Below are 26,637 nucleotides of genomic sequence, written 5' to 3' on the forward strand. Positions count from 1 at the left end.
TTACTCCGTGCTAACAATGAGATTTGAGTAATTATCAGTGAATGTAGGTATCGATATTGTCGAAACTCAACGGATACAATACCTCATAGACACGTATTCCACCCGTTTTTTAAATAAAGTTTTTACTGAAGCTGAACAAAAATATTGTGAGAATACGGGAAGCCCATACGCCAGTTACGCCGGACGATTCGCCGCTAAAGAGGCCATCCGGAAAGCCCTGCAGCCAATGACGACCCTGAATTATCTCCCTTTTCTGGAAATGGAAATCCTCCCGGGCGAAAATGGGGTCCCGGTTTCTACAATCACTCGTTCGGGCATTAATCAAAAATTAAAGAACATTTCTCTTTCAATTTCTCACGAGAAAAATCACGCAGTGGCATGTGCTCTTGCGGAGGAGAAATAACACCATGAAATATGCACTGACCAGAGAAGGCTCCAGGGCAGCGGACAACTTTACAATTAACGAGCTTGGACTGCCGGGAATGGTTCTGATGGAAAGCGCCGGCCGAGCTGTCGTTGATATTGCGCTGGATATTCTGGATGACCGCGGAGGATTTACCGCCTATATCCTCGCCGGAAAAGGGAATAACGGAGGCGATGGGTTTGTCGTTGCCCGGTATCTCCTGGAGGCCGGCGTCGAAACAGTCACATTCCATACGGCGGCAGAACAGGAATACTCCGGGGATGCCCTAACCAATTTTCGGATACTGAAGCAGAGCACTAATAATCTTTACCATATCGAAAGTGTTGCAGCTCTGAATGAGTACACCGAAGACCTGTTCGCAGCCGATGTACTTATCGACGGGCTGCTCGGAACCGGAATAACCGGAGCGCCCCGGGAACCGTATAACTACTTTATCGAATGGTTAAATTCCTATAATGCACCGACGGTCAGTATTGATATTCCATCCGGTATCGATGCCAATACGGGACAGATGCCAGGGACAGCAGTCTCGGCGGTCGCGACGGTCACTATGGGCTTTTTAAAAGCCGGTTTACTTTTTTCTCCGGGACGCGATATCGCCGGGGAAGTACACGTTGCCGATATTGGCATTCCGGAAAGTGCACTGGATCAGGTAGGTAATATTTACCATCTGCCTGAGGCTGATGATATCTACTACCGATTACCGGTTCATGCGTCCGATACCTATAAGCATCGCGTGGGAAAGTTTTTTTCACTCTGTGGCGCCAGGGGATTTACCGGTGCAGCAGCCCTGGTGAATCGCGCGGCGTTGGTTTCAGGGGCGGGACTACTGTTTGCCGGTGTACCGGAGAGTCTGAACAATATCCTGGAAACGAAGATGACCGAGGTAATTACAGTACCACTGCCTGAAACATCCCTGGGAACCTTTTCTGCAAAGGGAATGGAGCAGATAAAGGAAAATCTGGATTGGAGCGATGTCCTTGCAATCGGTTCGGGGATCACCGGAAATGAAGATACCATGGAAATGGTGTCCCGTGTGTTAAGTAACTACCGGAAAACGGCCGTAGTCGATGCTGACGCCGCGACCTATTTCTCCGGGGAAACCCTGCCGCAATTAAAGGATTCTCCGGCTGACCTTATTTTAACACCGCATTGGGGAGAATTCGCCAGAATAACCGGTTATTCCAAAGAAGCCATCACGGAAGACCGGTTGCAGATTGCTCAGGATTTTGCCAGGGATTACGAGGTTACCCTCGTACTGAAGGGCGCACCGACTATCCTCGCCAGCAACAACGGGACGCTTTTTATTAATACGACAGGCAACGCAGGGATGGCGACAGCCGGTACCGGGGACGTGCTCACCGGGATGATTGCGGGATTTGCCGCCCAGGGATTACCGGCAGTCGATGCCGCACTGGTGGGAATGTACCTGCACGGTCTTGCGGGAGATCTCGCCGCAGAAAACCTGACCCGGTATAGCGTCACCGCCGGCGCGTTGATCGACTACTTGCCAGAAGCGCTGACCCATGTCGGTGAGTTTTATGACCATATCTAAAAAGCTGCGATGGGGTGGTCTCCTCGGTTACATGTTGATTATTTTCGTGCTCTCTTCCATTCCGGGGAACACGTTGCAGGAGACGGGTTTCTTCCATCATGATAAATTATTGCATCTGATTGAATACGGTTTTCTCGGGAGCTTGAGTGCTTTATTGGTTCTGCATCCGGAGAAAATGGAGGCCGGTTCTGTGGTACGGATGGATTACGCCCTGGCGATCGGTATCGGCTGGACCTATGCGGTGTTTGATGAAATTCATCAATACTTTGTGCCTGGGCGAATGATGGAGATGAACGATTTCATCGCGGATGCCGTCGGGGTAGTGCTTGGAGTCGTTGCCTATCGGTGGGTTATGAAAAAAATCTTCGTTAAACAGGGTTCGACAGCATGATAACCCGTCTAATTGTAGAAAACTTTGCCATTATCGACCGGATTGAGGTCACCTTTCAGGAGGGCTTTAACGTTATTACTGGTGAGACTGGCGCCGGGAAGTCCATTGTCATTGAGGCGTTGGGGCTTGCCCTGGGGGAGCGCGGGAATACAGACATGATTCGGACCGGAACCAACCGAACTATTGTGGAATGTGAGGCCAGCGTATCCGACACCCAGCGGCCTCAAATCCAGAGTATTCTGGAGGCAGAAGACATTCCCGGTGAATTTCCCCTGATAATGCGGCGTGAGCTCCGGAATAACGGTCGCTCCAGAGCGTTTATCAACGATACTCCGTGTACCGTCCAGGTGCTGAAGGGTGTCGGTGATCTGGTTGTGGACATGCATGGGCAGCATGAGCATCAGTCGTTACTGGATTCGGATGTCCATATCACCTTTTTGGATGAATATCTTAGCCAGCCGGATTTACTGGAGACCGTAAGAGAAAAATATCAGGGCTGGAACGAAGTGGAAGCCGAATTTAAGGCGTTGAAAAAACGACAACGGGAACTTTCGGAAAAAGAGGATTTGTACAAGTTTCAGCTCAAAGAGATCAACTCCGTCAAGCCAAACCCTGGTGAAATGGACGAATTGGAGCAGGAACGAAAAATTCTCTCCAACAGCCAGCGTATTGCTGAATTGGTACAACAGCTCCAGCAAATGCTGTATGAGGGGGATTCCTCGGTTTACGATCAGCTGGTGATGGCGGAACACAATCTCCGGGAGCTGGCAAATATTGATGATTCGGTCTCCGAATATGCAGACGAATGCAATTCGGCAACGGTGACCGTCAAGGAGATCGGAAATTATCTGAACCGCTATGGTAACGATATCGAAAACGAGCCTGGCCGGTTAAACCAAATAGAGGAGCGTATTGTGGCGCTCCGGAAGTTGATGAAAAAATACGGGCCCAGCCTGGAAGACGTACTGGCATACCGTGATAAAATTCAGTCACAACTGGATGACTTCGAAAGTTTCGATGCAGAGATAAAGCGACTCTCCCGCAAAAAAACCGAGTCGGCGAACCAACTGGCGGACGCCTGCGAATCCTTGCATAAAGCCAGAACCGATGCTGCAAATCAGATGGCGGATTCCATCGAAGAAATATTACACACATTGGGGATGGAAAACTCATCCTTCAGGGTGAATGTGGAATATCGGACGCTGGAAGAGGGGGATGTCCGGATTGATGAAACGCCGGTACAGGTGGACAAATCCGGCGCGGACGATATCGAGTTTTATGTGACAACCAATCCAGGCGAGGGGGAAAAACCACTCGCTCAAATCGCATCCGGCGGGGAAATTTCACGCACGATGTTGGCGATTAAGTCCGTCCTGGCAGGAAAAGATGGCATCAGTAGTGTCATCTTTGATGAAATCGATATCGGAATCTCCGGGAGGATTTCCAGAATTGTCGCCGAACAGCTCAGGTCGCTGGCGAAATACCACCAGGTACTGTGTATTACTCACCTGCCGCAGATTGCCAGTCTGGGCGATACACACTATGTGGTGAGAAAACAGGTGACAGGCGATCGAACCAGCACGGAGATCAGACCGCTTGAATACGAAGAACGGATTGAGGAAATCGCCTCATTAGTTGGCGGGACCTCAATTTCGGAGACAACGCTTCAGAACGCACGAGAATTATTACAACGAGCAAATGACTAGGGAGTAGAAGTTTGGATAAATTAGTTGCACACGGCGGTAATATTTTGACCGGGCATATTCCGGTTAGCGGTGCCAAAAATGCGGTTTTGCCCATTATGACGGCGGCGATATTGGCTCCCGGAAAATACACGATACGGAACGTCCCGAATCTCCGGGATACGCGGACCATGTCAAAGTTAATTGAAATTATTGGCGGAACGGTCAAACTGGACTCCGGGACTATGGAATTGGATACCTCGGGAGTGAACAATCCTGAGGCGCCCTACGACCTGGTGAAAACCATGCGGGCCTCCTTTTATGTATTGGGGCCGCTGCTGGCGCGGTTCGGCGAGGCACGGGTTTCGCTTCCGGGAGGATGTGCATGGGGACCACGGCCGGTCGATCTGCATTTGCGAGGCATGGAGGCTCTCGGTGCAAATATTGAGTTGGACAGCGGTTATATTATCGCAAGGGGTGATCAACTGACTGGGGCCGAATTCACCATGGATATCTCCAGTGTCGGTGCCACCGGTAATACTATGATGGCTGCGGTGCTGGCAGACGGCGTAACCACCATCGAAAACGCCGCCAGGGAGCCGGAAATAGCCGCTCTGGGGCGTTTCCTGAATGAAATGGGGGCTGATATATCCGGGATCGGTACGGACGTCCTGGAGGTACGTGGCGTCAATGATCTGCATCCCACGGATTTTACGGTGATTCCGGATCGAATTGAAGCGGGAACCTATCTCGTGGCAGGTGCAATGATTGGCGAGAATCTTGAGATAAGTCCGGTGGTCCCCAAACATATGAAAGCGATCATCGAAAAGGTGCGGAACGCAGGGGCAATCGTCAAAATCAGTGATGAGAAAATCACAGTCACCCGTGCAGATAAAATTCAGGGAATTGATATTACTACCGCAATATTCCCGGGATACCCGACGGATATGCAGGCCCAGTGGATGGCGTTTATGGCGACGGCTGATGGAAGTGCCGTGATCACGGAAGAGATCTATCAGGACCGGTTTACTCACGTGGCTGAACTGAATCGTCTGGGCGCCAACATATCTCTGGAGGGAAATGTTGCTGTCGTCAAAGGTGTAAATTCCCTCAAAGGGGCGCCGGTGATGTCTACGGATATCAGGGCAAGCGCATCGCTTATTCTGGCAGCGCTGGTCGCGGAGGGACGTTCAGACATCCAGCGTATCTATCATATCGATCGCGGCTATGAACAGATCGAAAAGAAACTGCAGGGCATCGGCGCCGATATTGTGCGGGAAAGTGCGTAAGGGTAAAAATGGCCATGTAAAAGGAAAAATGAGTCATCCCAGGCGAGCGAGCCGAACCGAGGGATCTCGTCGTTTCCACTCCGAAGTCTGAATGTGGTGATGAAATAAGGAACGACAAGTCAAATGGATTCTACCAACATTAAAGTCGAACTGACAAATGGGTACTGATAACCGGACACTAAACGCAAGACTTATGACGGTCTTAACAATAACACTGTAACACGCTAACACGGTTTTAGGAGTTACTCTTCATTATGATTGATTTACGCAGCGATACCGTAACCAAACCATCCGAAGCAATGCGAAAAGCCATGGCAGCGGCAGAGGTGGGCGATGATGTCTTTGCCGAAGATCCGACCATTAATGCTTTACAGGAATATTGCGCCGATCTGCTCGGGAAGGATCGAGCACTCTATGTTCCCAGCGGAACTATGGCCAATCAGACCAGCCTGAATGCCCATACCCAGCCTGGCGACGAGGTTATATGTGAAAACGGATGCCACATCTTCAATTACGAAAGCGGCGCGCCGGCGCTGCTTAGTGGCATTCAGCTGAATCCATTACCCGGTAACCATGGTCTCCTGAGTGCTGATCAGGTAGAGGCAGCTATTCGCCCGGGGAATGTTCATCATGCTTCGACGAAAGTTGTGGCTCTGGAGAATACGCATAACCGGGCTGGCGGAGTGATTTATCCGCTGGAGACAATTCGGGAAATTGCAGAAGTGGCGCGTAACCATGACCTGATTATGCATCTGGATGGTGCCCGGCTGATGAATGCGGTCGTAGCTGCAGGAATCAATCCGAAGGAGTACACGCAATATTTCGATTCGGTAACGCTCTGCTTCAGCAAGGGGCTCGGTGCGCCGGTCGGATCTATTGTGGCTGGAAACGCTGATTTCATTCAGCGGGTGCATCGGTACCGGAAGATTTATGGCGGTGGGATGCGCCAGGCCGGCATTATAGCGGCAGGTGCCCTTTATGCTATCCAAAATAATGTGGAGCGGCTTGCGGAGGATCATCAAAACGCAAACAGGCTGGCAGAGGGGATCGCCGGAATCGATGAAATTGGTATCGACCCGGAATGGGTGCAGACAAATATCGTGATCTTCGATGTGGATCCGGCCTGGATGACCGCAAAAGAATTGTGCCATAAACTCGGAGAACAAGATATCCTGCTGCTACCCATGGCCACACAAAAGATCCGGGCAGTCACCAATCTTATGGTCTCAAAAAAGGATATGGAAAAGACCATTTCCACTATCCAAGACCTTCAAAAGTAATCCGAAATATCTTTTCAGCTCAACAGGGGAGGCCAACCATGGACTTTAATCTCATTAAAACCGATGTCCGGGAGAACGGAATTGCTACGGCGGCACTGTTCCGTCCCAATTCGTTAAATGCGTTTAATGCGGAATTAATTGGTGAACTTATCCGATACTTCGAAAATATCGGTGATGACGAGACGGTAAGAGCGGTCATCCTGACCGGCGATGGCGAGAAAGCGTTTGCCGCCGGAGCGGATATTAAGGAAATGTCCGGTATGAGTTCACAGGAGGCCAAAGAGTTTGCGCTCCGCGGTCAAAAGCTGACGAATCTGATTCAGCATCTCGGAAAGCCGGTCGTGGCTGCTGTCAACGGATACGCGTTAGGTGGCGGATGTGAGGTTGCCCTGGCGTGTCATCTGCGATTCGCTTCGGCGAATGCAATTTTTGGCCAGCCGGAAGTCGGTCTCGGTTTAATTCCCGGCTGGGGCGGCACCCAGCGATTGGCACGGCTCATTGGTTCCGGTTTAGCGACAGAGTTGATTATCTCCGGGAAGAAAATCGATGCTGCCACTGCTAAAAATATCGGATTAGTGAACGAAATTTACAGCCAGGATGAATTGCTGGATAAAACGATCGAGTTCCTGGCGGGTGTACGCCAGCAGAGTCCGAATGCGGTGTCGCTTTCTCTGGAAGCGATTAACCGGGGTATGAATATGACCCTCGCCGAGGGACTTCACCTGGAAGCTGACTTGTTTGGGCTGGCGTTCAGTTCCCAGGAGAGCACCGAAGGGACTCAGGCATTCATCGAAAAGCGGAAGCCGGATTTTTCTTGATTGAACCGGAGTGTTATTAACGCGAAAGCGGATAGGCAATTGACGTATGTTGTGGTTGAATTTTTTGGGATTTGTGTTCGGATTCATTCTCTTGGTGAAGGGGGGCGATTGGCTGGTAGATGGCGCATCGGCCCTGGCAAAACGCTTCAATATCTCTGACCTTGTTATCGGATTAACAGTTGTCTCGTTCGGGACTTCGGCTCCCGAGTTATTGGTGAATATTTACGCCTCATTTGCGGAAGTGGAAAACATCGCACTTGGAAATATCTTTGGAAGTAATGTGGCCAATGTATTCCTGGTACTCGGGGCGGCGGCTTTGTATAAGCCGTTAACACTGAAAGGACGGACCATCTGGAAGGAAATCCCGTTTGCCCTGATTATCACGTTGGTACTGGCAATCCTTCTGAATGATTTGTATTTCGTGGACAGCGGCGACAACATATTGAGTAACGGCGATGGATTGATACTGTTGACCTTCTTCGGGTTTTTTATGTACTACACTTACAATTCCAGCCTGGACAAAGAACTTATTGGAGAATTACCGGCCTTGTCATTACGGAAGTCGACTCTGTTTGTAATCTTCGGCATTATTGGCCTGGCAATTGGCGGAAAAATGGTTGTGGAGAGTGCTGAGTCAGCAGCTCTTTCTCTGGGCATCAGTGATGCCTTCATTGGATTAACTGCAGTGGCGCTTGGGACATCACTTCCGGAACTCATCACTTCACTGAATGCCGCATCAAAATCCAACTCCGACATTGCGGTCGGAAATATCGTCGGTTCCAACATCTTTAACATAGCGCTGGTTCTCGGAGTCAGCAGTACAATCAAGGACATCCCATACCACCTGGATTTTAACATAGATCTGTTGATGGCAACTCTTGCAGTTGTCATACTGTTTGGTTTTATGTTCAGTGGAAAACGAGGGCGTATTGATCGCTGGGAGGGTGCGTTTTTTCTGCTGATTTATATTGGGTATATTATAATGCTTTACTTTACCAGGATGTAGGAAAGGATATGAAATTGGATACGAATTGTATAGCCGGAGGAAAGTTATGTTGAGTAGATGGATAGCCATTTTCCAGGGATGTAATCTCCCGGAAGGTGTTACCATGGATGAAGTAGATTTCATCAGCCGGTGGCTTGTGATTACGCGGGCGTGTGTCTTTTCCATGACCCTGACATCCGGAATTATAGGAGGTTTACTGGCCCTGACAGCAGGTGCTATTAATTGGTGGTATTGGCTGATAGCGGTTATCGGATTGATACTGGCCCACGCCTCTAATAACATGATTAACGACTATTTCGACTATCGCAACGGTACGGATGAGTCGGAAGATTATCCCCGGGGACTCTACTCGCCGCACCCGATATATTCCGGATGGCTGAGTCCTACCAAGCTGATGAACGCGATTTTAATCGTGAATTTTCTCGATTTGGTCATTGCAATCTACCTGGCAGTGCAGGTTGGCTGGGAGGTGTTTATCTTTGCACTTGCGGGACTGTTCGTCAGCGTCTTTTATGTGGCGCAGCCGATTAACCTGAAAAAGCGAGGATTAGGTGAACTCGGCGTATTCCTTATTTGGGGACCGTTGATGATTGGCGGCACCTTTTTCGTAGTGAGCGGATACGTGCCGGGCTGGGCTTTTGCGGCATCGATCCCGTACGGGTTAACGGTGACCACCGTACTCATCGGAAAGCACATTGATAAAATTAAACCCGATCAAGACAACGGTGTCCACACATTGCCAGTCATCCTTGGAGAAGCGAAGGCACTATTTCTCAACAAGATCCTGTTTATTGCGTTTCACCTGATTGTTATCGTCCTTGTGCTCACGGATACCCTGGGATTTTGGGTGTTGATTTCACTGCTTTCACTGCCCAGGCTCGTGCGCGAAACCTGGCCGAAATACTCCGAGCCACGGCCGACGGAGAAGCCGGAGAAATATCCGGTGTGGCCATTGTGGTTTGTCTCCTGGGCGTTTCGGTACAACCGCCAGGCCGGCGGACTCTTCATACTCGGATTGATACTGAATTTGTTATTACCGATTGGTTAGGTCATATTATTTGGAAAAAGTAATATGAGGTGGAACTGGACTCAGTTCAATTGGGGGCACCCGAATTTAATTGTATATGTAAGACAGGGAAAAAACCACTGAAATGTCTCTTCAATGAACCACCAAATAATCAGCGGATGTAGGGACGCCATTTATGACGTCCGATGATACAGGATAATCATCGACATCACCCAAGTCTAATTCCCGGACGCGATAAATCGCGTCCCTGCATGATGGTGAAAGGTGATAGCCAGTGAATTCAGAAGCTATTGACGGATTACCATATCGTGAATCGTCGCGATTATCCGGATGGGATTATTCAAAAGCGGGGTGGTATTTTGTGACAATTTGCACACAGGATCGATATCCATTTTTCGGTGAAATTCAGCATAAAATCATTGGTCTGTCTCCAACAGGATCCATTGTGTGGGAGGTTTGGCGCCAACTCCCTCAGCAATTTAATATGGTTTTGATTGATATGTTTGTTGTCATGCCAAATCATGTGCACGGTATTATTCGAATTTTAGATAGGGGAATAACCCTAGATGATTTTAAAAAAGCCGACGCGGTAAATCGCGTCCAGACGGGGCAGCATGGGAATTCGGGCGGAGTAACAGGACAAAAAAATCCGATGGCAACACAAAGGCATTTAGGTAGAATTATTCAGTGGTTTAAGGGACGATGCACATATGAAATTCATCAACAAGAGGGAATTCGGATGGCAATCGAGGTATTATGACCGAAGAATTCGTGACAAGCGAGAATTAAGACGAATCCGTGATTATATCAGAGATAATACGGTCAATTGGGAAAATGATAAATATTATTTCACGGAGTTGTCAGTGGATAATTTGTAGGGACGCCATTTATGGCGTCCGATGATACCCATTATTGGAGACTATCACAAAGATAGAGAAGGCGGACAAGAAGAATTAGTTTGAGAAACCTCAGCCGGATCCTTTGTCAATGGAATCGGCAGAAAGGTCGGCCGGCTCCACGGATTCCACTTCTTCTGCAGCCTCGGACACCTGTTCGAAGCGGAGGCCTTCCCTGAAAAAGTAGACCAGACCCAGCGCTGTCACCGGGATATAGTTTAATAAGTGGTTCACAATTGCAAATCCCAACGCGCCTTCGTTTGGCACACCATACAGAGCCAATGCCTGCACGATAGCAAAATGGAAGGTTCCGACATAGCCGGGTGAGGAGGGTATCAGGACACCGGCCGTACCAATGAGGAACACGACAATGCCTGATACGAAGGTCATGTCGTACAACGTGTCAAAGCGAAACGCGAGTAATATAAAGTAGACCGAGAATGCGAAAAGTGTCCAAATAAATAGTGTCTGAAAAATTATTTTCCCATAGTGTTGCGTTTGTCGCAGACCGCTGAGTCCCTCTAGGAACGATTCGGTAATAGTCCCCAGTTTTTCAGCCAGCACGTCCGGGAATACATTGTAAATCCGCTCGAGAATATTTTGTGTCCGGCGTTCAAAGAATGTCAGGCCAAGCAGGAGTGTCAGTAAACCGATCGAGACGATGGAGACAATCGTAACCACCGATTGAAAGCGGGAGGGCAATGACGTAAATATTATCGCAATAATCAGGAAGGCGAGCAACCCGATGACGTCCACCAGGCGCTCAACGACCACCGTTGCCAGCCCGGCTGATTTTGAGACACCGGTACTTCGATCCAGAGCGTACACCCGGAGGATTTCGCCAAGGCGTACCGGCAAAATGTTATTGCCCATGTACCCAACCATCGTAGCACTAAACAGCGGATGAAACCGGATGGATTTCACCGGCTGCAGGAAGTAGTGCCATCGCCAGGCGCGGACGAAAAAACTCGCCATAAACAGAATGATGGCCGGCAACAGATACCACCAGTCCTTATCCTGCTGGAGCGTCTTAATAAATTCATGCCACTGGATATTCCTGACCGCCAGCCAGGCGAACACCCCGCTCAAAGCCAAACCGATGCTGATCTGTATTATCCGTTTTCGCATAGAAACAGAAAAGTACAATTCGTCAACGATCCGGACAAATGATTCTTTTATAATTTTGGGTTATACTTAATAACTTCAAAAGTGGTTGAATGCTGGAGCAACGGATGTCCATATAGGACCACGGATAATAGGTTTAAGGTATAGGAAGGGTATGAGGTAGCTCTCGCCTTAAGTCCGCAAAGCGAAGTTATAACGGAGAAAGTAGAAGGGAAAAACCGCCAAAGCGGAGACTATCAACAACTAAGACACTGGACTAATGACGTTTTTCGTGAACACGTGAACACGCTAACACCGTAACACAGTTTTTGGAGGACATATGGATTTAGGATTACAGGGCAAATGTGCATTTATTGCCGGTGCCAGTAAAGGCCTCGGATACGCTACGGCGTTGCAACTGGCCAGAGAAGGGGCGAATGTCGCCATCTGTGCACGGACGGAATCGGACCTGCATGAAGCGGCTGAATCTATCCGGTCAGAGACGGATGTGGAGGTTTTAACTCTCCCGGGCGACGTGAGCAATACCATCGATTTGGACGAGATTTTCGATGCCATCGAAAAGGAATGGCACCGGCTCGATATATTGGTAACCAATGCCGGCGGACCGCCTGCCGGCACCTATGAGCAGGTGGAACCGGCACAGTATCGCGACGCCACTGATTTAAATCTCCAGAGCACAATAGAGATGACATACCGGGCGCTGCCGCTTATGAAAAAGCACGAGTGGGGACGGATTATTGCGATTACCTCCGTTTCGGTGAAGCAGCCCATCGATAATTTGATTCTCTCGAATACGGCGCGGGCCGGCGTAGTTTCTTTCTGCAAGACGCTGGCGAACTCCGTCGGAGAGGTCGGTATTACGGTTAACGTCGTCTGTCCCGGAAATTTCCGGACGCAAAGAAGTATCGACCTGCTTAACAAGTGGGCAGAAGACGCCGGAATTACGCCGGAAGAGATGGAAGCCCAGCGGGTTTCGGCCGTACCGCTGAACCGCTACGGCGAACCGCAGGAAATGGCAGATACCATTGCGTTCCTGGCATCCGAACGCGCCAGTTACATCACCGGGACATCCATCCAGGTGGACGGTGGGCTCGTCAAAGGAATTTAGCGAGACCGTTTTAACCTCTATTGGGAAATCCTCAACTGTAAAGTTGGCGAGGAGAGCACCTACTTGTGAGTTTTTGAAAAATTCAAAAGCCAAAGGACAAACGAAATTTGAACTGGCAAGAACCCCGGCTGTAAAGCCGGGGGGCTCCATTATCGAGGCGATGTAAGTGAAGACCGGGATAATGTCTGGTCCGTAAAAAGGGGTTATAAATGCCCCTTTTTTATTTGTATTTTTTCCAATCAAATTACATATGGGAAGAACCGAATATGGCGCGAAAATCCTGGGATGAATATTTTATCGATATCCTGCATTCTGCGCGGGAGCGGGCAACGTGCGATCGTGGTCGGTCGGCGGCCTTGCTGGTAAAGAATAATCACATTCTAAGCACCGGTTATGTTGGGAGTCCGGCCGGTATTGACCATTGCAGCGAGGTGGGCCATGAATTTATTGATAGCTACGAAAAGAACGATGCCGGAGAAATCGAGCTCCGTCAACACTGTGTCCGTACCGTGCACGCTGAACAGAACGCCATCAGCCAGGCAGCGAAATTTGGTATTGCCGTCGAAGGGGCAACCCTGTACTGTACCATGTTTCCGTGTTATACCTGTGCAAAAATGCTGGTGAATGTTGGGATCAACCGTATCATCGCTGAATTTGACTACCAGAGCAGCGAGAAGAGTAAAATTTTGTTCAATCAACTACAGATTCCCTATTTTGTTCTGAATGAGGGAGATCAGTTAGAATATTCTTGAGTAACTTTGACTTACAACTTCGTAGATTACCGAGGTATTAAGGACACTTTATGGCGCAGCAAGTCGGCCCCAAAGACACGTTAGAAAAACATCTAAAACTACCGGCGGTTATCGCTTTCGGCATCGGCCCGATGCTGAGTTCCGGCGTTTTTCTTCTCCCGGGAATGGTGTACGGCAAGGTCGGCCCGGCCGGCATCCTTGCCTATATTGTTGCCGGATTGTTGATCCTGCCATCCTTGATGAGTAAGGCGGAACTGGCGACTGCCATGCCACGCGCCGGTGGGACCTACTACTTTCTCGATCGGAGTATGGGGCCGCTTATCGGTACCATCTCCGGATTCGGTACATGGTTATCTCTCTCCTTTAAGGCGGCGTTCGAGCTCATCGGGCTTGGCGCATATCTGGTGATTTTCTTTCACTTGCCGGTGAAGCCTGTGGCGATTGCACTTTGTGTGGTCTTTGGTGTGCTAAATATCAGCGGTGTGAAAAACGTCGGTCGGGTGCAAGCCATCCTGGTGTCCATTCTGCTGGGGATTCTAGCGTATTTTACCGCCCGTGGTTTTCTTCATATCGACGCTGACAGTTATACGCCGTTTTTCGTGAAGGGCTCGGATTCCTTCCTGGCTGCAGTGGGGTTTGTTTTCGTCGGATTTGCTGGTCTTACAAAAATTGCCAGCGTGGCGGAAGAGGTGGATAACCTGGAACGGAATATTCCGCTGGGCATGATCCTGGCCCTTTTCATCAGTTTGATAATCTACGTACTGGTGATGATCGTTTTGGTTGGGACTGTCCCGGCAGAAACGCTGAAAAACACGCTCACGCCACTCACGGATTCCGCCCAGGGTTTCATGGGGCTGGCGGGCAAGATTTTACTGGCCGCAGGTGCAGTGCTTGCCTTTATTGCTTCGGCCAATGTGGGCATAACGGCGGCATCCCGTTATCCGTTGGCGATGAGCCGCGATAATCTGATGGCCCCGGTGTTTAAAAAATTGGGCCGGTTCCAGACGCCTACCAATTCAATCATATTTACCATCAGCGTGATGATTTTGTTTATTATTATTCTAAGCCCGGAGGGAATTGCCAAGGTAGCCAGCGCCTTTAAACTGTTAATTTTCGGCCTGGTGAATCTGGCTGTTGTGGCGATGCGTGAGAGTAAGATTGAATCGTACGATCCCTCATTTAAGTCTCTCTGGTATCCATGGCCGCAGATTATCGGTATTTTAGCACCAATAGTCCTTATCCCGTTTCTGGGAGCGATCCCGCTCTTTTTCTCTGGCGGTATAGTGGTATTTGGTATTCTTTGGTATTTCTTTTACGGCCAGAAACGTGTGGAACGAAGCGGCGCCATGACCCATGTGTTCCAGAGATTAGGACGGGCAGCGACGCCTCAGCTGGATCAAGAACTCCGTCAGATCCTGCGTGAAAAAGGATTGCGGAAGGAAGATGAATTTGAAGAGAGTATTTTGACGGCATCAATTCTGTTCCACGAGCCGAAAGATTCGTATGATAAGATCTTGCGGAGGGCATCCGGCGCGCTTGCGGAGAAACTGGGGTTATCCGATGAAACGATATACGAGGCACTGAGCAAGACAAATCAGATGGGAGATACTCCGATTGGGAAGCACATTGCGCTTCCACATGCCCGTCTGGAGAACGTGGACACCCATGGACTGGTAATTGTCCATTCCCGTGAGGGTGTGGAGGTGGATGAATCATCGGCGGCAATCCATGCATTATTTATCCTGATTAGCCCAAAGGAGGATCCGGGTGAGCACCTGCGATTCCTTGCGGAACTGGCCAACAGGGCAGAAGGCCTCGATTTTGGTGGAGAGTGGCGTTACCTGACCAGTCAGGACGATATCCGAAATCAATTTGTAAGATCAGGCGAAGTGACTGAGGTAACCCTGACGGAATCGCGTTTTATTGGAAAAAGGATTAGCGATATCCAGGTCCATGACCAATGTCTTATTGCACTGATTAATCGCCAAAATTCCATGATAGTGCCGCACGGCAGCACAACCCTTGAGCAGGGTGACAGACTTACTATCATCGGTGATGAAAAAGCCGTGCAGGAGATGGAGAGATATATCCTCGGGCAGGGGAACAAGGGATAAGGTCACAGAAAAAAAATAGTTCGGTAGATAAAAAAAGCCCCGGCGTTGACCGGGGCTTTTTTATTCCCTAAATGAAAATGAGCGATACTACAGAATCTGTTCCCGGTTATCGACAATTTTTGCTTCGTTCCTGAGTGACTCAATCCAGTTGGTCATAAACTGATTCTGTTTTTGATTGAGCAGGCGCTGGCGAATCTGTTGCTTTTTCTCTGCGTAATCTTCTTCGTTTAATTCAGAACGTTCCAGCACTTTTATAATAAACCCACCCCGACTGGTACGAATCGCAGGTGAAATTTCACCGCCATCCAGGGCTCGAATAGCACCTTTAAGTGCCGGAGCCTCACCGAGACCCGGAATATTTCCGGAGAGGGTAAAGCTTTCCGTGCTTTCGTAGACAAGCAGTTCATTTGATTCAGCGAGCTCCTCCAGGGAGATCTCTGTTGAAACCTGACCGTGTACCTCCTGGATCCGCTGGAATGCGATTTTACGTTTATTTTCACTTACCAGGGTTCTGGAGATTCTGTCTCTGAGATCCTCGAGTGGACGAACAAACGGTTGCTGTATTTCTGCGACCCGGAAGACATAATAGCCATTATCATTTTCGATGACATCGCTTATAGATCCGACGGGATTGGAAAAGGCGAACCGGAGTGCTTCTTCAAACTGACCGAGACCGGGAACGAATCCGGCATCCCGGGCAAATGGGTTTGTAGATTGGATAGTGACGTCGTTGGAATCGGCGCTTTTCTGGAAGCTGTAATCCTGGGCGTCGAAAAGAAAGAGATTAGCCTGAGAGCGCTGCTCCTCCAATGTTGTGGGGCTTGGGGTGACCTCGATGAGTACGTGGCTGGCTTTAATCTGGTTTTCGCCATCCTGGACCCGTTTATCGTGGACCTTGATCACATGATAGCCGAACCGCGTTTGGACGGGTCCGACAACGGCTCCAGCGTCAGCATCAAATGCTGCTTCCTCAAATCCCGGTACCATCTGGCCTTCGCCAAACCACCCGAGATCGCCACCCTGGCTTGCGGAGGGGCCTTCTGAGTACTGACGGGCTAATTCGGCAAAATCTGCGCCGTTACGTGCCTGCTCAAGAACATCCCTGGCAGTATTCAGTGCGGCGGCTGTGTCATCGTTGGCAGGGGTTTTGGGAAATTCCGCATATTCCAGTACACGTTTTTCCGGTACGCGATATTCATCGATATGGCTCTGGTAATATTCTTTGATTTCTGCTTCGGCCGGTTGTGCTTCCTCATCGGAAATATTCCTGAGCGGCACCTGGAGGTATTCAATGGTGAAATTGATATTCTGATCGACATATGCCTGGCGAATTTCGTCCTGGTACACATTGACCGATGCGAGTAACATACTCTGAAGTTTCTGGGCCGGCAGGGAAGCGCGGACCATATTTTCCACAGCGACCCACTCGTCACCAACTGGGTTATTTAGCGCTTCCAGGTATTTATTCCGATCGAACTGACCATCCGTCTGAAACGCTTCCACGTTCCGAATCGCCTGCGGAGGATTGGTCCGGAGCTCCCGTAAAATATCCTGATTGGTTACCTGGATATTTCGCTCTTCCACAGCTTGCCTGACCAGCGTCTCCGTGACAAGTTGATCCCACAACTGCTGTTCAATCTGATTACGCTGTTGTTCGGTCAGAGCACTATTCTGCGATTGCTGGCGCACACGTTCGTATTCATTTTGCAGCAGGCGGTAATACTGCTGCGGGGTGATTTCGCGGCCATTAATCACCGCGATGTTTTTCGGTTGTCCCTGTTGACCACCTTGCCCGCTAAAACTTGCACCCCATTCGAATACGATGAGGCCAACAAATGCCAGGATCAGTATCCAGAGCATTATTTTGGTGTTACTGCGAAGATTTGTCATTAAACCCATTTAAACTATTTCCTCCATCTGTGTGTCAGTGCTCCGAAAATTTCTATGATAGCATAAGCATCAAAAAATATATCATATGTTACCGGCGTCTGCAATACAGAAAACCCCTGATTTCCCAGTGAATAGGAGAAATTTTCATTTCGCCCGTTGACAATGCAGGGAAATCAATGTACATTTTTGTCGCTTTTTGAGAGAAACACTTGGGGCCATAGCTCAGCTGGGAGAGCGCGTGAATGGCATTCACGAGGTCCGGGGTTCGAGCCCCCGTGGCTCCACACCTTCAGAACCCGCATGGTTATAGGTCATGCGGGTTTTTGTGTTTTAATTTGACGAGTGCAAGATGTATTACTCCCTTTTCATCCTCTATTGCGAGAAGGCCGATCGGTTTTATATTGGCGTCTCCGACGACGTGGAACACCGCCTAACCGAACACAACAGCGGTAAGTCCGTCCATGGCCCTGTACGGGGTTAAATAAAAGACCTACCACGAAGCTGGTAAAGATCTCCTGATAATATCAATGATTTCCGAGATGTGGCAGGTGGTTTGGCATACTATACTTATCGAGTCAGCTCAATAAGTAGGATAGTCCGATATTTTTTTATCTGTTGACCGTTCGATTAAAATAAAAATGATTGAAATATGATCGATATGAGGAAATTACGCAGCAAACAGTCTCGAAAATAACATATTCCAATGTATTCTTTGGTTTTGGCTTGTTGTATTTCAATTATGGAGATTGAACTATTTATCTTCGGATATTATGACTTACTGTAGCCGGACTCGACACCCGCATATTCACAATTTACCCGTTGCTTTCTCTTTTAAAGAATGCGTACATTCTTTCGATTTTTTGCTATATACAATTGCCGCATGTCAGGGCAAATTTTAAATATATCACAATTATGTAAACACATTTTCGGGTTGTTAAAATAGTCTGATATAACTTCGCGGATAGAAAAGCATCTACAATAAATCAGAGGTGGTTAGTTATGACAATGCATCAAATTACTGGCAGGGCTGTATCCAGTATTCTACCATTAATGTTGGCATTTATCCTGTTCACCTGTAGCCAACAGAATAATATCAAGACTTCTAGCGTGGAAACCGGTAAAAAGAGCGTCCGCGTGACGGATAATATCCGATATCGATCTGGGGACACCGACGCCTGGCTCTTGGACCTGGCGGTTCCGGAGAACTTTGGAGAAACACCGCGACCGGCGATCGTCATTATTCATGGCGGTGGCTGGCGAGCTGGTGCAAAGGATGTGAACGTCTATCGGAAAATGCTGGTGGATTATGCCTTCAAGGGGTATGTCACCATCTCCGTGGAATACCGGCTCATCGATGAAGCGCCGTTTCCGGCCTGCATCGAAGACGTCAAAACCGCTGTTCGCTGGCTCCGGGCACATGCTGATGAGTTAAACGTGGATTCGGATCGGATTGGAGCCTTCGGACATTCGGCCGGAGCGCATCTTGCGATGATGGTCGCCATGACGCCGGACATAGAAGGATTCAAGACTGAGGAGTGGAGTGAGTATTCCAGCCACGTCACGTCCGTGGTCGGAGGCTCAACGCCGACGGAGATTAAATGGGAAGGTGACATTGCTTCACCCAAATATTGGCCTATCAATTATATCGCTGCCGATCATCCGCCGATGCTCCTCATCCACGGGACGGCAGATAAGATCGTTCCGATAGACCCGGTGGACGAGTTCGTTAAACAGATGAGGTCTGCCGGAATGGATGATTTAACATACATGCGTATCGATAGCGGCAATCATGGTGTAGCCTATGAGTATCATCTGGATCAAACCGATCCGGCCATCGAAGCCTTCTTTGAACGAACCCTGAAAAATCAATAAATCGGGATCTGAGTATTCCCGGTCCGGATGATAAGTTGAAGCCGAATAAGGATAGAGACTGATGCGGGAGATTGCCTACAACCGAAAGCCGCGAATCCAGGTTGTTGATGCCATCCGGGGATTTGCCCTCCTTGGGATCCTGTTGCTCCATTCTATCGAGCACTACGACTTCCTGCGCGCGGCAGACATGAATCCGGCCATTTTTGCGCCTCTCGACCCCTACGTTGACCGGATTATCCGATTCCTCTTCGCCGGGAAGGCGTATTCCATGTTTTCCATCATGTTCGGATTGAGCTTTTTCATCCAGATGGACCGGCAGGAGCAGCGCGGCGTGGACTTCCGCAGAACTTTTCTGTGGAGACTGGCTATTCTGTTTGTCTTTGGATACCTCCATGGATTAATCTACTCCGGGGATATCCTGAAAATTTACGCTGTCCTGGGTGTCCCACTGGTACTCCTGTACAATCGGAACAATAAATTTCTGCTCGGATTGGCATTGTTAATAATTTTGCAGGTACCAACGATTTATAATCTGATTTATTCCTTCCTGCATCCGGAGTACGTCTTCGACCGAAGTATTCTCGGCTCGCTCTGGGGACAGGCAAATCAGACCTTTGGTTCCGGGACCTTCCTGGAGGTGGTGCGTTTTAACGCCTGGAAAGGTATCATGGCTGTTTGGGCATGGATGTATTTCAACGGAAGGTATTTGCAGCTCATCGGATTTTTTATCCTTGGGTTACTCATAGGGAAGAGCCGGTATTTCGAAAACGTTGGAGAATATTCGCGTCAGACAAAGCACGTCCTCGGCAGCAGCGTGCTGGTATACGGGATTCTGTTGGCTATCGGTTCGCATACGGGCGGTCTTGAACTCACTAACACGCAAGCGGGACTTTTAGGGACTCTAATTAATTCGTATTCAAACTTTGCACTTACGTTTATTCTTATGACATCTTTTGTTCTGGTATATCAGAGAATCCGGTACGAAAACAAGTTCTCCGGTCTTGCAGCCTATGGCAAGATGAGCCTGACCAGTTATGTGACGCAGGGGGTGATCGGTGCGCCATTTTTTTACGGGTACGGACTGGCCATGTACCACTACTTCGGGCATACGATGAGCATTATCTACGGCGTCCTCTTTTTCCTGATCCAGATTTCCTTCTGTAGAATCTGGCTCCGGTACTATAATTACGGGCCACTGGAGTGGCTCTGGCGGGCGATTACATATTTTGATTTTGACATTGCCTTCAGGAAGATTCGACCTGCAGTCCAATCTATTGAAGTGGCTGATTCATCCTCCGTGTAAAGAAAAGGTCAGACTTGTAGTGAGTAAATTACTTTTTTTGGTTTTCCGTTTAATTTCTTCCCGAATGTCCTGTTTCAATATATATATCTTTTCTGGTATATTAATTTCTGGATAGTAACTTCTCCTCCTCGGTTAGAGTTCGCAATAATCATACTGTAAGAGGGAATACTCTGTGAAGATTACACAAATAAAGTACACGTATATCTTTTTGGGAGCTATACTACCCCTGATAGTGTTATACTCTGGTGCAATGGGCCAGCCGTGGACGATAGCGCAGGATACCACAATCGGGATGGCTCAGAATATTCAACCCTTTTCGCTTCCAAATACGGAGGTGAGACAAATCCATTCTAGGGCGACCGGGATTTCTTATGTGCTATACGTTAGTCTGCCACATAATTATGAGAAAACCTCCCGGGGATACCCGGTGCTCTTCATGCTAGATGCGGATTACTCCTTTGCCATTGCCCATAATGTCGTCGAACACTTTGTGCGTCGCGATAATCTGGAGGCAATGATATTGGTTGGGATCGCTTATCCCGGGAAGAGCCAGGACATGCGAACCTATCGGATTAATCGGGTCCGGGATTATTCACCGTCGGCAATAGATTCCGGGGTATACTCAAAGGACATTTCCGTATATTCCGGAGGCGGAGAGCAATTTCTGCAATTCATTCAACAGGAGCTCATCCCATTTATAGGACAAGAATACAGAACGTCAGCCGATCGTGGTATTGTCGGGCATTCGCTTGGAGGGTTGTTTGCCACCTGGACGCTTTTGACCTCGCCCACAACATTTAACCGATATATCATTATCAGCCCATCGCTCTGGTACGACGACGGGATGATCTTTGAAATAGATCATACGAATCTCCGAAAGTTGAAAGGGAGTAAAATGGCCGTTTTCTTTGGTGTCGGTTCTCACGAAAACCAACCATCCAGAGGCTGGCCAATGATTGACGATATGCGAAAGATGGTCGGGCTTCTACGGGGATATCAAATTCCGGGATTGGATATTGAAAGCCAAATTTTCTCCAATGAAACGCACAACAGCGTATTTCCGGCTGGCTTCACCAGGGGAGTGAGAGAAGTTTATAGTTCGTTTTAAGGTAGGAATCTCTTATAAAAATGTCCCCGCAATCGAAATTGCGGGGACATTTTTATAATCAGTCGGGTTGTTGATCTTTTTTATGAGCTGGCATTTGCCTGATCATCTTCTGTAGATGAGTCGCCATCATCAATCCGGATAATTTCGATTCGCCGGTTTTTCTCGCGCCCGTCAGGACTGGAATTGTCGGCAATGGGGCGTTCTTCACCATATCCCACGGTTTCAATCCGGGCACGCTTTATACCCTGTTCCACGAGATACTGCTTAACAGAGACTGCGCGGCGCTCGGAGAGCCATTTGTTATAACTATCGCTTCCGATGTTATCCGTATGACCGCTGATGCGCACCTCCATATCCGGGTGGTTCTGCAGTGTCTCCGCCACGTAATCCAGAATGGTGGCGCTGTTAGGCTTTAATCGCGCGCTGTCGAACTCAAAGTGAACGCCATCCAGGATGACAGGTTTTTCTTTCCGGATATTCAACGTTTGATCAGGCTTTTCATCAGGACAGCCGTCTTCATCTTCATACCCGTTGTCTGTCTCGGGCTTATCCGGACACTGATCCCTGGTATCCGGGATACCATCGCCGTCATTGTCCAGGTCAGGACAGCCGTCTTCATCCTGGTAACCGTCCATGTCCTCAGCCTGGCCGATGCAATTGTCCACGGAATCCGGGATGCTGTCACCGTCATTATCCAAATCCGGGCAACCGTCCTGATCTTCAAATCCGTCTATATCTTCCGGATCGTTCGGGCACTGATCCTTGGTGTCCGGAATACCATCCCCGTCATTATCCGGGTCCGGGCAACCGTCTTGGTCCTGGTATTCGTCTACATCCTCTGCCTGGTTCGGACATTCATCGTTACTATCCGGGATACCATCTTTGTCATTATCGAGATCCGGACATCCATCATTGTCTTCAAACCCATCTTGATCCTCCGGCTTTTGCGGACACAAATCCTTATCATCCGGTACACCATCATTGTCCGCATCAGCAGCTTTGCCGCCAAAGTACCAATTAATGCCGGTTCTGGCTTCGATATTACCGGTGTTTACATCGCCAAGACCAGTCATATCCTTTGTTTGGTTCACCATCTGATGGTACCGAAAACTTAAATCAAAACTCATTTCATCATTGAAGAAAAATTCACTCCCAAAGCCTATATTGAAGGTCAGATTCCCATTCGTTCCGCTCACAATTTGGTCCGTCGATGTATTCCTGGCTTCCCAGACAATAACACCTGAGCCAAGGATGGCATACGGATTAACGGGTTGTCCCGGGCTCAGAAAAAACTTCATGTTAATGAGGATCGGTACAACATGAGTCAAATATGGTGTTCCTGGACGGGCGTATATAAAACTGGAAAATCCACTCCGTGTTATATCTCGTGGTCTGTCCCAGCCAAGACCGGCATAAAGTTCACCAGCCATTGACTCATTAAACATGTAGGCCAGCTCAATACCACCCCAGGGAGCAATCATACTGTTGTCCGATTCGCTCCACAGAAAATGAGCCGCACTCAGGTCAAATCCGACACTGGTTTTACCCGTGAGGTCCGGAATAGTGCGGATTTCCCGCGCAACAGTATCCTGTGCGTGGAGACCGGATAGTTGAATAGCAACCAACATAATCGCTATTCCAAAGAGTATACTTCTGAGTTTTTGCATGGTGAGCTCCTCCTTCATTGTGTGGTAACGACCTCAAGCTTTGGTTTGAACTGTTGACTGAGTTCACTTTCTTGTTTTCATTTCGTGAAAATTACCGCGTTCACACAGTAACTATAGTTCCAATAATTATTCCAAGACCTAACACGGCGAGCAATATATCATTGTAAGTCATTGAAATAAAATAAGTTAAAGGTATTAAGTGTAACGAATAAATAAACCAGGATTTGAAGGCTTAATGTGTTTAATTGGACACATACCGTGCCTTATCCAACACGGAGGAAAACGGATAGCCACAATTTTGGTATTCAATTAAAGGGAATGAATTCTCCAGATAAAGTGCGCTGAGTTGTGTATTTAGTCGTTTCATTTTGGGGCGGTTCTTCGCATATTTATTCCTGATTAGAGACTTCATACAACGTCAAATACAACAGGTATTATGAATACATTTGCCGCAGTAAAAAGAAGTCCTGCTTCCCTTGATGGTAAATGGGATAAACTCATTGAAACGTTAAGGCCTTACGTGTCCAATGGATTGTTGGTGGCATTTTCCGGTGGGATAGACAGCGCGTTTCTTCTCTGGGCAGCGAGTGAGGCTGCCGATGAAACTACCGGTAACGTCCGGGCCATCACGACAGTGAGTCCGAGTGTTCCATCCAAAGATCTTGAGGATGCTAAGGCCTTTGCCCGGCAAATCGGCGTGGAACATCAGTGTATTGACAGCTATGAATTCGAAAAGGAAGGCTACACGGAAAACCTTGGATTACGATGTTATCACTGTAAATCCACGCTTTTTGAAATTGCGGATGACATTGCCGCCACGGATGGATTCGCGAATATCGCGTATGGGTACAATGCCACCGACACCGGAGATGTCCGGCCGGGACACCAGGCAGCAAAGGAGCATAATATTCTGTACCCGCTGCTGACTACCGGGTTTACCAAAGAGGAAATTCGCACTATAATGGACGAGAACGGGTTTGATTTAGCAGAAAAGCCCGCGAGCCCCTGTCTGAGCTCCAGAATAATGACTGGCGTAAAGGTTACCCCGGAAAAACTGCATTCCATAGAAGTCCTGGAGACGTTTTTACGCGAAAACGGATTGCGGATTTTCCGGGTCAGATATCATGAAGATGACGACCTCCCGTTTGTTCGGGTTGAAGTGGCGCCGGACGAAATCGACGCATTTCTGAATGTGAAAGACCAGTTCGTCGAAAGGGCGAAAGCGGAGAACTTTCGATGGGTTACCCTGGATCTCGAAGGATACAAAACCGGAGGCGCAGTGAAATGAACGAACAGGAGATGCAGCAGCTTCTTCAGTTGGTCGCCTCCGGGGATCTGCCAATAGATGAGGCGCTATCCCAGCTAAAATCCGGACCGTTCAAACTTGCCAAAGATGCGGAGAACACCGTTGATCACCACCGGCTGCTGCGACATGGGTTATCCGAAGTCATTTATGGCGAGTCCAAGACCTCCGATCAAATCCGAACCATCGCCGAAGAACTCGCTGAAGCAAAAAAACCGGTACTGATCACGCGTCTGGATGAAGAAAAACTGGCAGACTTATCAAAGGTATTTCCGGAAGCGCGGGTTAATCCGTCTGCGCGAACATTATTGCTATTTCCGCCAGATCTGAAATCTCCTGAAAATCATCCCTACATTGCCATCGTCTCGGCCGGCACCAGCGACAGGCCAATGGTCGAGGAAGCCGCTGAAGTGTGCCGGGCCTCCGAAGTTGCGTTTACCAAAATTCACGATGTGGGGATTGCGGGAATTCACCGGCTGTATAACCACCTGAACACTTTAAATGAGGCCTCAGCGATCATCGTCGTTGCGGGGATGGAAGGAGCACTGCCTGGTGTGGTGGCCGGCATGGTGGGGAAACCGATATTTGCAGTGCCGACAAGCGTGGGATACGGAACCAATCTTAACGGGTTCGCTGCACTATTTACGATGCTGAACTCCTGCGCCTCCGGCGTAGCGGTCGTGAATATCGACAGCGGTTTTTCTGCGGCATATTCCGCGTGCAAGGTGATTCGCGAAGTCGAAACGGTTGCAAAACAAACCACTGATACAACAGGATAAAGGCCAAACGTGAGTACTTTGTTTCTGGAACCGATTGCCGGAATTGCCGGAGATATGTTTGTGGCGGCATTCCTTGATGCGGACTTGGTCTCTCCGGAGGAACTAAGGACGTTGCCGGAAAAACTTGGCCTGATAGATGTCAATATTGAGTTGCGCAAAGAACAACGCGCCGGTATCTCTGGCACCGTTATTAAAATCACCTGGGGAGACACCACACTTGATGCAATAACCGGAGCCAGCGGCACAGCAGATCACCATTCTCATATTCATTATACATCTATCGTCAATCTGATTAACGAGTCGGACCTGGATGATGATACCAAAACGATAGCCCTTGATATCCTGGGGCACCTGGCCCGGGCCGAAGCGGAGGTACATGGTGTTCCGCTCTCGGAAGTCGGGTTCCACGAAGTCGGAGATGTTGACTCGATTATGGATGTGGTGATGGCCGGGTACTGTCTGGCAAAGATTGGGGCAAATAAAGTCGTCTCAACACCAGTGAAGCTCGGCAGAGGGACGGTCGAGATTCAGCACGGAACCTATCCGGTACCGCCTCCCGCGACGACGTTAATGATTCGTGGGATGCCGGTTGACTCTGTGCCGGACGCGATCCCCGATGAAAATGTGGAATTATCCACGCCCACCGGTATGGCCATTATGAAAAGTCTTCAGCCGAACTTCGTGTCCGGCTGGCAGGGCGGCACTCTGCTCTATGTGGGAAATGGTTGCGGTCACCGTCAGTTTGATAGCTATCCCAATATTTTCAGGATCAGCGTATTTGAAGATGAAACTGATGACGCACCCGGTATGCAGTCACTTCCGTACATCGATGGGACTATCGTAGAAATGAAGTGCAACATCGATGACCAGACGCCGGAGCGATCGGCCTGGGCGCTGCAGGAGGTGATGAATAGGGGGGCTTTGGATGCCTGGTTTATCCCGGTGACCGGGAAAAAGAACCGGCCTGCCGTGGTTTTTACCGTGTTGGCTACAGAAGAAGATGCCCCCAGGATCAGTGATTGGATTCTCCGGCATACGTCTACATTTGGTATCCGATACTCGATCAATAGTAAACTGGAACTTAAGCGTCGGATCGAGGAGCGACAGACAGATTTTGGTGCAGTCCGATATAAAATTGGTATGACTACAGAGAACGAAGACTTAAAATCAAAACCGGAATTTGACGATCTGGAAAAGATCTGGCAACAACATCCGAATTATCACCCTGAAGATGAAAATAATTAAAGT

Annotated in this window: 23 protein-coding genes and 1 tRNA gene; 21 read left to right on the forward strand and 3 right to left on the reverse strand. The window is 48.9% G+C overall.

What is annotated here, in order from left to right; translation table 11 throughout:
• The first annotated feature begins 37 nt into the window (after nt 1-37).
• The 10 genes from acpS to K9N57_01300 all read left to right on the forward strand — a co-directional run bounded on the left by acpS (nt 38) and on the right by K9N57_01300 (nt 10,232).
• On the forward strand, nt 38-403 hold the full coding sequence (acpS, locus tag K9N57_01255) for a holo-ACP synthase (protein MCF7802793.1): 366 nt from the start codon (nt 38-40) through the stop codon (nt 401-403).
• Between the two features lie 4 nt (nt 404-407).
• Complete coding sequence (locus K9N57_01260) at nt 408-1,979, forward strand: NAD(P)H-hydrate dehydratase (GenBank protein MCF7802794.1); 1,572 nt, start codon at nt 408-410, stop codon at nt 1,977-1,979.
• Nucleotides 1,966-2,370 carry a VanZ family protein gene (locus K9N57_01265; protein ID MCF7802795.1) on the forward strand — a complete coding sequence of 135 codons (405 nt, stop codon included), beginning with the start codon at nt 1,966-1,968 and terminating at the stop codon, nt 2,368-2,370. Before K9N57_01260 ends, K9N57_01265 begins: the two co-directional genes overlap by 14 nt.
• Nucleotides 2,367-4,076 (forward strand): DNA repair protein RecN, encoded by a 1,710-nt coding sequence (gene recN, locus K9N57_01270; protein ID MCF7802796.1) that lies wholly within the window; start codon nt 2,367-2,369, stop codon nt 4,074-4,076. Before K9N57_01265 ends, recN begins: the two co-directional genes overlap by 4 nt.
• Before the next feature lie 11 nt (nt 4,077-4,087).
• Entirely contained in the window at nt 4,088-5,341 is a 1,254-nt protein-coding gene (gene murA / locus K9N57_01275; GenBank protein MCF7802797.1) for a UDP-N-acetylglucosamine 1-carboxyvinyltransferase, read from the forward strand.
• Nucleotides 5,342-5,595: 254 nt separating this feature from the next.
• Complete coding sequence (gene ltaE / locus K9N57_01280; GenBank protein MCF7802798.1) at nt 5,596-6,621, forward strand: low-specificity L-threonine aldolase; 1,026 nt, start codon at nt 5,596-5,598, stop codon at nt 6,619-6,621.
• Nucleotides 6,622-6,659: 38 nt separating this feature from the next.
• Nucleotides 6,660-7,439 (forward strand): enoyl-CoA hydratase/isomerase family protein, encoded by a 780-nt coding sequence (locus tag K9N57_01285; protein ID MCF7802799.1) that lies wholly within the window; start codon nt 6,660-6,662, stop codon nt 7,437-7,439.
• A 46-nt stretch (nt 7,440-7,485) separates the two neighbouring features.
• A complete protein-coding gene (locus K9N57_01290; GenBank protein MCF7802800.1) occupies nt 7,486-8,445 on the forward strand; it encodes a calcium/sodium antiporter in 960 nt (319 codons plus the stop codon).
• A 46-nt stretch (nt 8,446-8,491) separates the two neighbouring features.
• The gene (locus tag K9N57_01295) at nt 8,492-9,493 is read left to right on the forward strand and encodes a prenyltransferase (protein ID MCF7802801.1); all 1,002 of its coding nucleotides are present in this window, start codon (nt 8,492-8,494) and stop codon (nt 9,491-9,493) included.
• A gap of 253 nt (nt 9,494-9,746) precedes the next feature.
• Nucleotides 9,747-10,232, forward strand: a complete 486-nt coding sequence (locus tag K9N57_01300; GenBank protein ID MCF7802802.1) for a hypothetical protein — start codon at nt 9,747-9,749, stop codon at nt 10,230-10,232.
• Nucleotides 10,233-10,440: 208 nt separating this feature from the next.
• On the opposite strand, the gene K9N57_01305 is transcribed toward K9N57_01300, so the two are convergent.
• The gene (locus K9N57_01305; protein ID MCF7802803.1) at nt 10,441-11,496 is read right to left on the reverse strand and encodes a flippase-like domain-containing protein; all 1,056 of its coding nucleotides are present in this window, start codon (nt 11,494-11,496) and stop codon (nt 10,441-10,443) included.
• Between the two features lie 316 nt (nt 11,497-11,812).
• Here K9N57_01305 and K9N57_01310 point away from each other — a divergent pair, with 316 nt between their 5' ends.
• The 3 genes from K9N57_01310 (at nt 11,813) to K9N57_01320 (ending at nt 15,467) form a co-directional block, all read left to right on the forward strand.
• Complete coding sequence (locus tag K9N57_01310) at nt 11,813-12,601, forward strand: SDR family oxidoreductase (protein ID MCF7802804.1); 789 nt, start codon at nt 11,813-11,815, stop codon at nt 12,599-12,601.
• Between the two features lie 266 nt (nt 12,602-12,867).
• Nucleotides 12,868-13,353 carry a dCMP deaminase family protein gene (locus tag K9N57_01315; GenBank protein MCF7802805.1) on the forward strand — a complete coding sequence of 162 codons (486 nt, stop codon included), beginning with the start codon at nt 12,868-12,870 and terminating at the stop codon, nt 13,351-13,353.
• A gap of 50 nt (nt 13,354-13,403) precedes the next feature.
• Nucleotides 13,404-15,467 carry an amino acid permease gene (locus tag K9N57_01320; protein ID MCF7802806.1) on the forward strand — a complete coding sequence of 688 codons (2,064 nt, stop codon included), beginning with the start codon at nt 13,404-13,406 and terminating at the stop codon, nt 15,465-15,467.
• An 87-nt stretch (nt 15,468-15,554) separates the two neighbouring features.
• Here K9N57_01320 and K9N57_01325 read toward each other — a convergent pair whose 3' ends face one another.
• On the reverse strand, nt 15,555-17,366 hold the full coding sequence (locus K9N57_01325; protein ID MCF7802807.1) for a peptidylprolyl isomerase: 1,812 nt from the start codon (nt 17,364-17,366) through the stop codon (nt 15,555-15,557).
• A gap of 202 nt (nt 17,367-17,568) precedes the next feature.
• Here K9N57_01325 and K9N57_01330 point away from each other — a divergent pair.
• From K9N57_01330 to K9N57_01350, 5 genes are all read left to right on the forward strand, one after another.
• A tRNA-Ala gene (locus K9N57_01330) sits at nt 17,569-17,641 on the forward strand.
• A gap of 65 nt (nt 17,642-17,706) precedes the next feature.
• On the forward strand, nt 17,707-17,838 hold the full coding sequence (locus tag K9N57_01335) for a GIY-YIG nuclease family protein (GenBank protein ID MCF7802808.1): 132 nt from the start codon (nt 17,707-17,709) through the stop codon (nt 17,836-17,838).
• Between the two features lie 518 nt (nt 17,839-18,356).
• Nucleotides 18,357-19,229: an alpha/beta hydrolase gene (locus K9N57_01340; protein ID MCF7802809.1), complete on the forward strand. Its 873-nt coding sequence runs from the start codon at nt 18,357-18,359 to the stop codon at nt 19,227-19,229.
• A 61-nt stretch (nt 19,230-19,290) separates the two neighbouring features.
• Nucleotides 19,291-20,532 (forward strand): DUF418 domain-containing protein, encoded by a 1,242-nt coding sequence (locus K9N57_01345; GenBank protein MCF7802810.1) that lies wholly within the window; start codon nt 19,291-19,293, stop codon nt 20,530-20,532.
• Nucleotides 20,533-20,704: 172 nt separating this feature from the next.
• A complete protein-coding gene (locus K9N57_01350) occupies nt 20,705-21,640 on the forward strand; it encodes a hypothetical protein (protein MCF7802811.1) in 936 nt (311 codons plus the stop codon).
• Between the two features lie 80 nt (nt 21,641-21,720).
• Here K9N57_01350 and K9N57_01355 read toward each other — a convergent pair whose 3' ends face one another.
• Complete coding sequence (locus K9N57_01355) at nt 21,721-23,307, reverse strand: OmpA family protein (protein ID MCF7802812.1); 1,587 nt, start codon at nt 23,305-23,307, stop codon at nt 21,721-21,723.
• Nucleotides 23,308-23,743: 436 nt separating this feature from the next.
• Here K9N57_01355 and larE point away from each other — a divergent pair, with 436 nt between their 5' ends.
• From larE to larC, 3 genes are read left to right on the forward strand one after another with little or no spacing between them, the layout of a single operon-like run.
• Nucleotides 23,744-24,595, forward strand: coding sequence for an ATP-dependent sacrificial sulfur transferase LarE (larE, locus tag K9N57_01360; protein MCF7802813.1), 852 nt, complete (start codon nt 23,744-23,746; stop codon nt 24,593-24,595).
• Complete coding sequence (larB, locus tag K9N57_01365; protein MCF7802814.1) at nt 24,592-25,389, forward strand: nickel pincer cofactor biosynthesis protein LarB; 798 nt, start codon at nt 24,592-24,594, stop codon at nt 25,387-25,389. The genes larE and larB overlap by 4 nt, the downstream gene beginning before the upstream one ends.
• A gap of 9 nt (nt 25,390-25,398) precedes the next feature.
• Nucleotides 25,399-26,634 (forward strand): nickel pincer cofactor biosynthesis protein LarC, encoded by a 1,236-nt coding sequence (larC, locus tag K9N57_01370; protein ID MCF7802815.1) that lies wholly within the window; start codon nt 25,399-25,401, stop codon nt 26,632-26,634.
• Nucleotides 26,635-26,637 lie beyond the last annotated feature (3 nt).

The organism is Candidatus Neomarinimicrobiota bacterium (genome assembly GCA_021734025.1).
Lineage (GTDB): Bacteria > Fidelibacterota > JAANXI01 > JAANXI01 > JAANXI01 > JAANXI01.

Coding starts and splice junctions, on each gene's coding strand:
- larE (MCF7802813.1), top strand. CDS start 23,744: ATGAATACATTTGCCGCAGTAAAAAGAAGTCCTGCTTCCCTTGATGGT.
- K9N57_01355 (MCF7802812.1), bottom strand. CDS start 23,307: ATGCAAAAACTCAGAAGTATACTCTTTGGAATAGCGATTATGTTGGTT.
- K9N57_01285 (MCF7802799.1), top strand. CDS start 6,660: ATGGACTTTAATCTCATTAAAACCGATGTCCGGGAGAACGGAATTGCT.
- K9N57_01260 (MCF7802794.1), top strand. CDS start 408: ATGAAATATGCACTGACCAGAGAAGGCTCCAGGGCAGCGGACAACTTT.
- K9N57_01305 (MCF7802803.1), bottom strand. CDS start 11,496: ATGCGAAAACGGATAATACAGATCAGCATCGGTTTGGCTTTGAGCGGG.
- K9N57_01295 (MCF7802801.1), top strand. CDS start 8,492: ATGTTGAGTAGATGGATAGCCATTTTCCAGGGATGTAATCTCCCGGAA.
- recN (MCF7802796.1), top strand. CDS start 2,367: ATGATAACCCGTCTAATTGTAGAAAACTTTGCCATTATCGACCGGATT.
- K9N57_01335 (MCF7802808.1), top strand. CDS start 17,707: ATGTATTACTCCCTTTTCATCCTCTATTGCGAGAAGGCCGATCGGTTT.
- ltaE (MCF7802798.1), top strand. CDS start 5,596: ATGATTGATTTACGCAGCGATACCGTAACCAAACCATCCGAAGCAATG.
- K9N57_01310 (MCF7802804.1), top strand. CDS start 11,813: ATGGATTTAGGATTACAGGGCAAATGTGCATTTATTGCCGGTGCCAGT.
- K9N57_01290 (MCF7802800.1), top strand. CDS start 7,486: ATGTTGTGGTTGAATTTTTTGGGATTTGTGTTCGGATTCATTCTCTTG.
- K9N57_01315 (MCF7802805.1), top strand. CDS start 12,868: ATGGCGCGAAAATCCTGGGATGAATATTTTATCGATATCCTGCATTCT.
- K9N57_01345 (MCF7802810.1), top strand. CDS start 19,291: ATGCGGGAGATTGCCTACAACCGAAAGCCGCGAATCCAGGTTGTTGAT.
- K9N57_01325 (MCF7802807.1), bottom strand. CDS start 17,366: ATGGGTTTAATGACAAATCTTCGCAGTAACACCAAAATAATGCTCTGG.
- larB (MCF7802814.1), top strand. CDS start 24,592: ATGAACGAACAGGAGATGCAGCAGCTTCTTCAGTTGGTCGCCTCCGGG.
- K9N57_01320 (MCF7802806.1), top strand. CDS start 13,404: ATGGCGCAGCAAGTCGGCCCCAAAGACACGTTAGAAAAACATCTAAAA.
- K9N57_01265 (MCF7802795.1), top strand. CDS start 1,966: ATGACCATATCTAAAAAGCTGCGATGGGGTGGTCTCCTCGGTTACATG.
- K9N57_01340 (MCF7802809.1), top strand. CDS start 18,357: ATGACAATGCATCAAATTACTGGCAGGGCTGTATCCAGTATTCTACCA.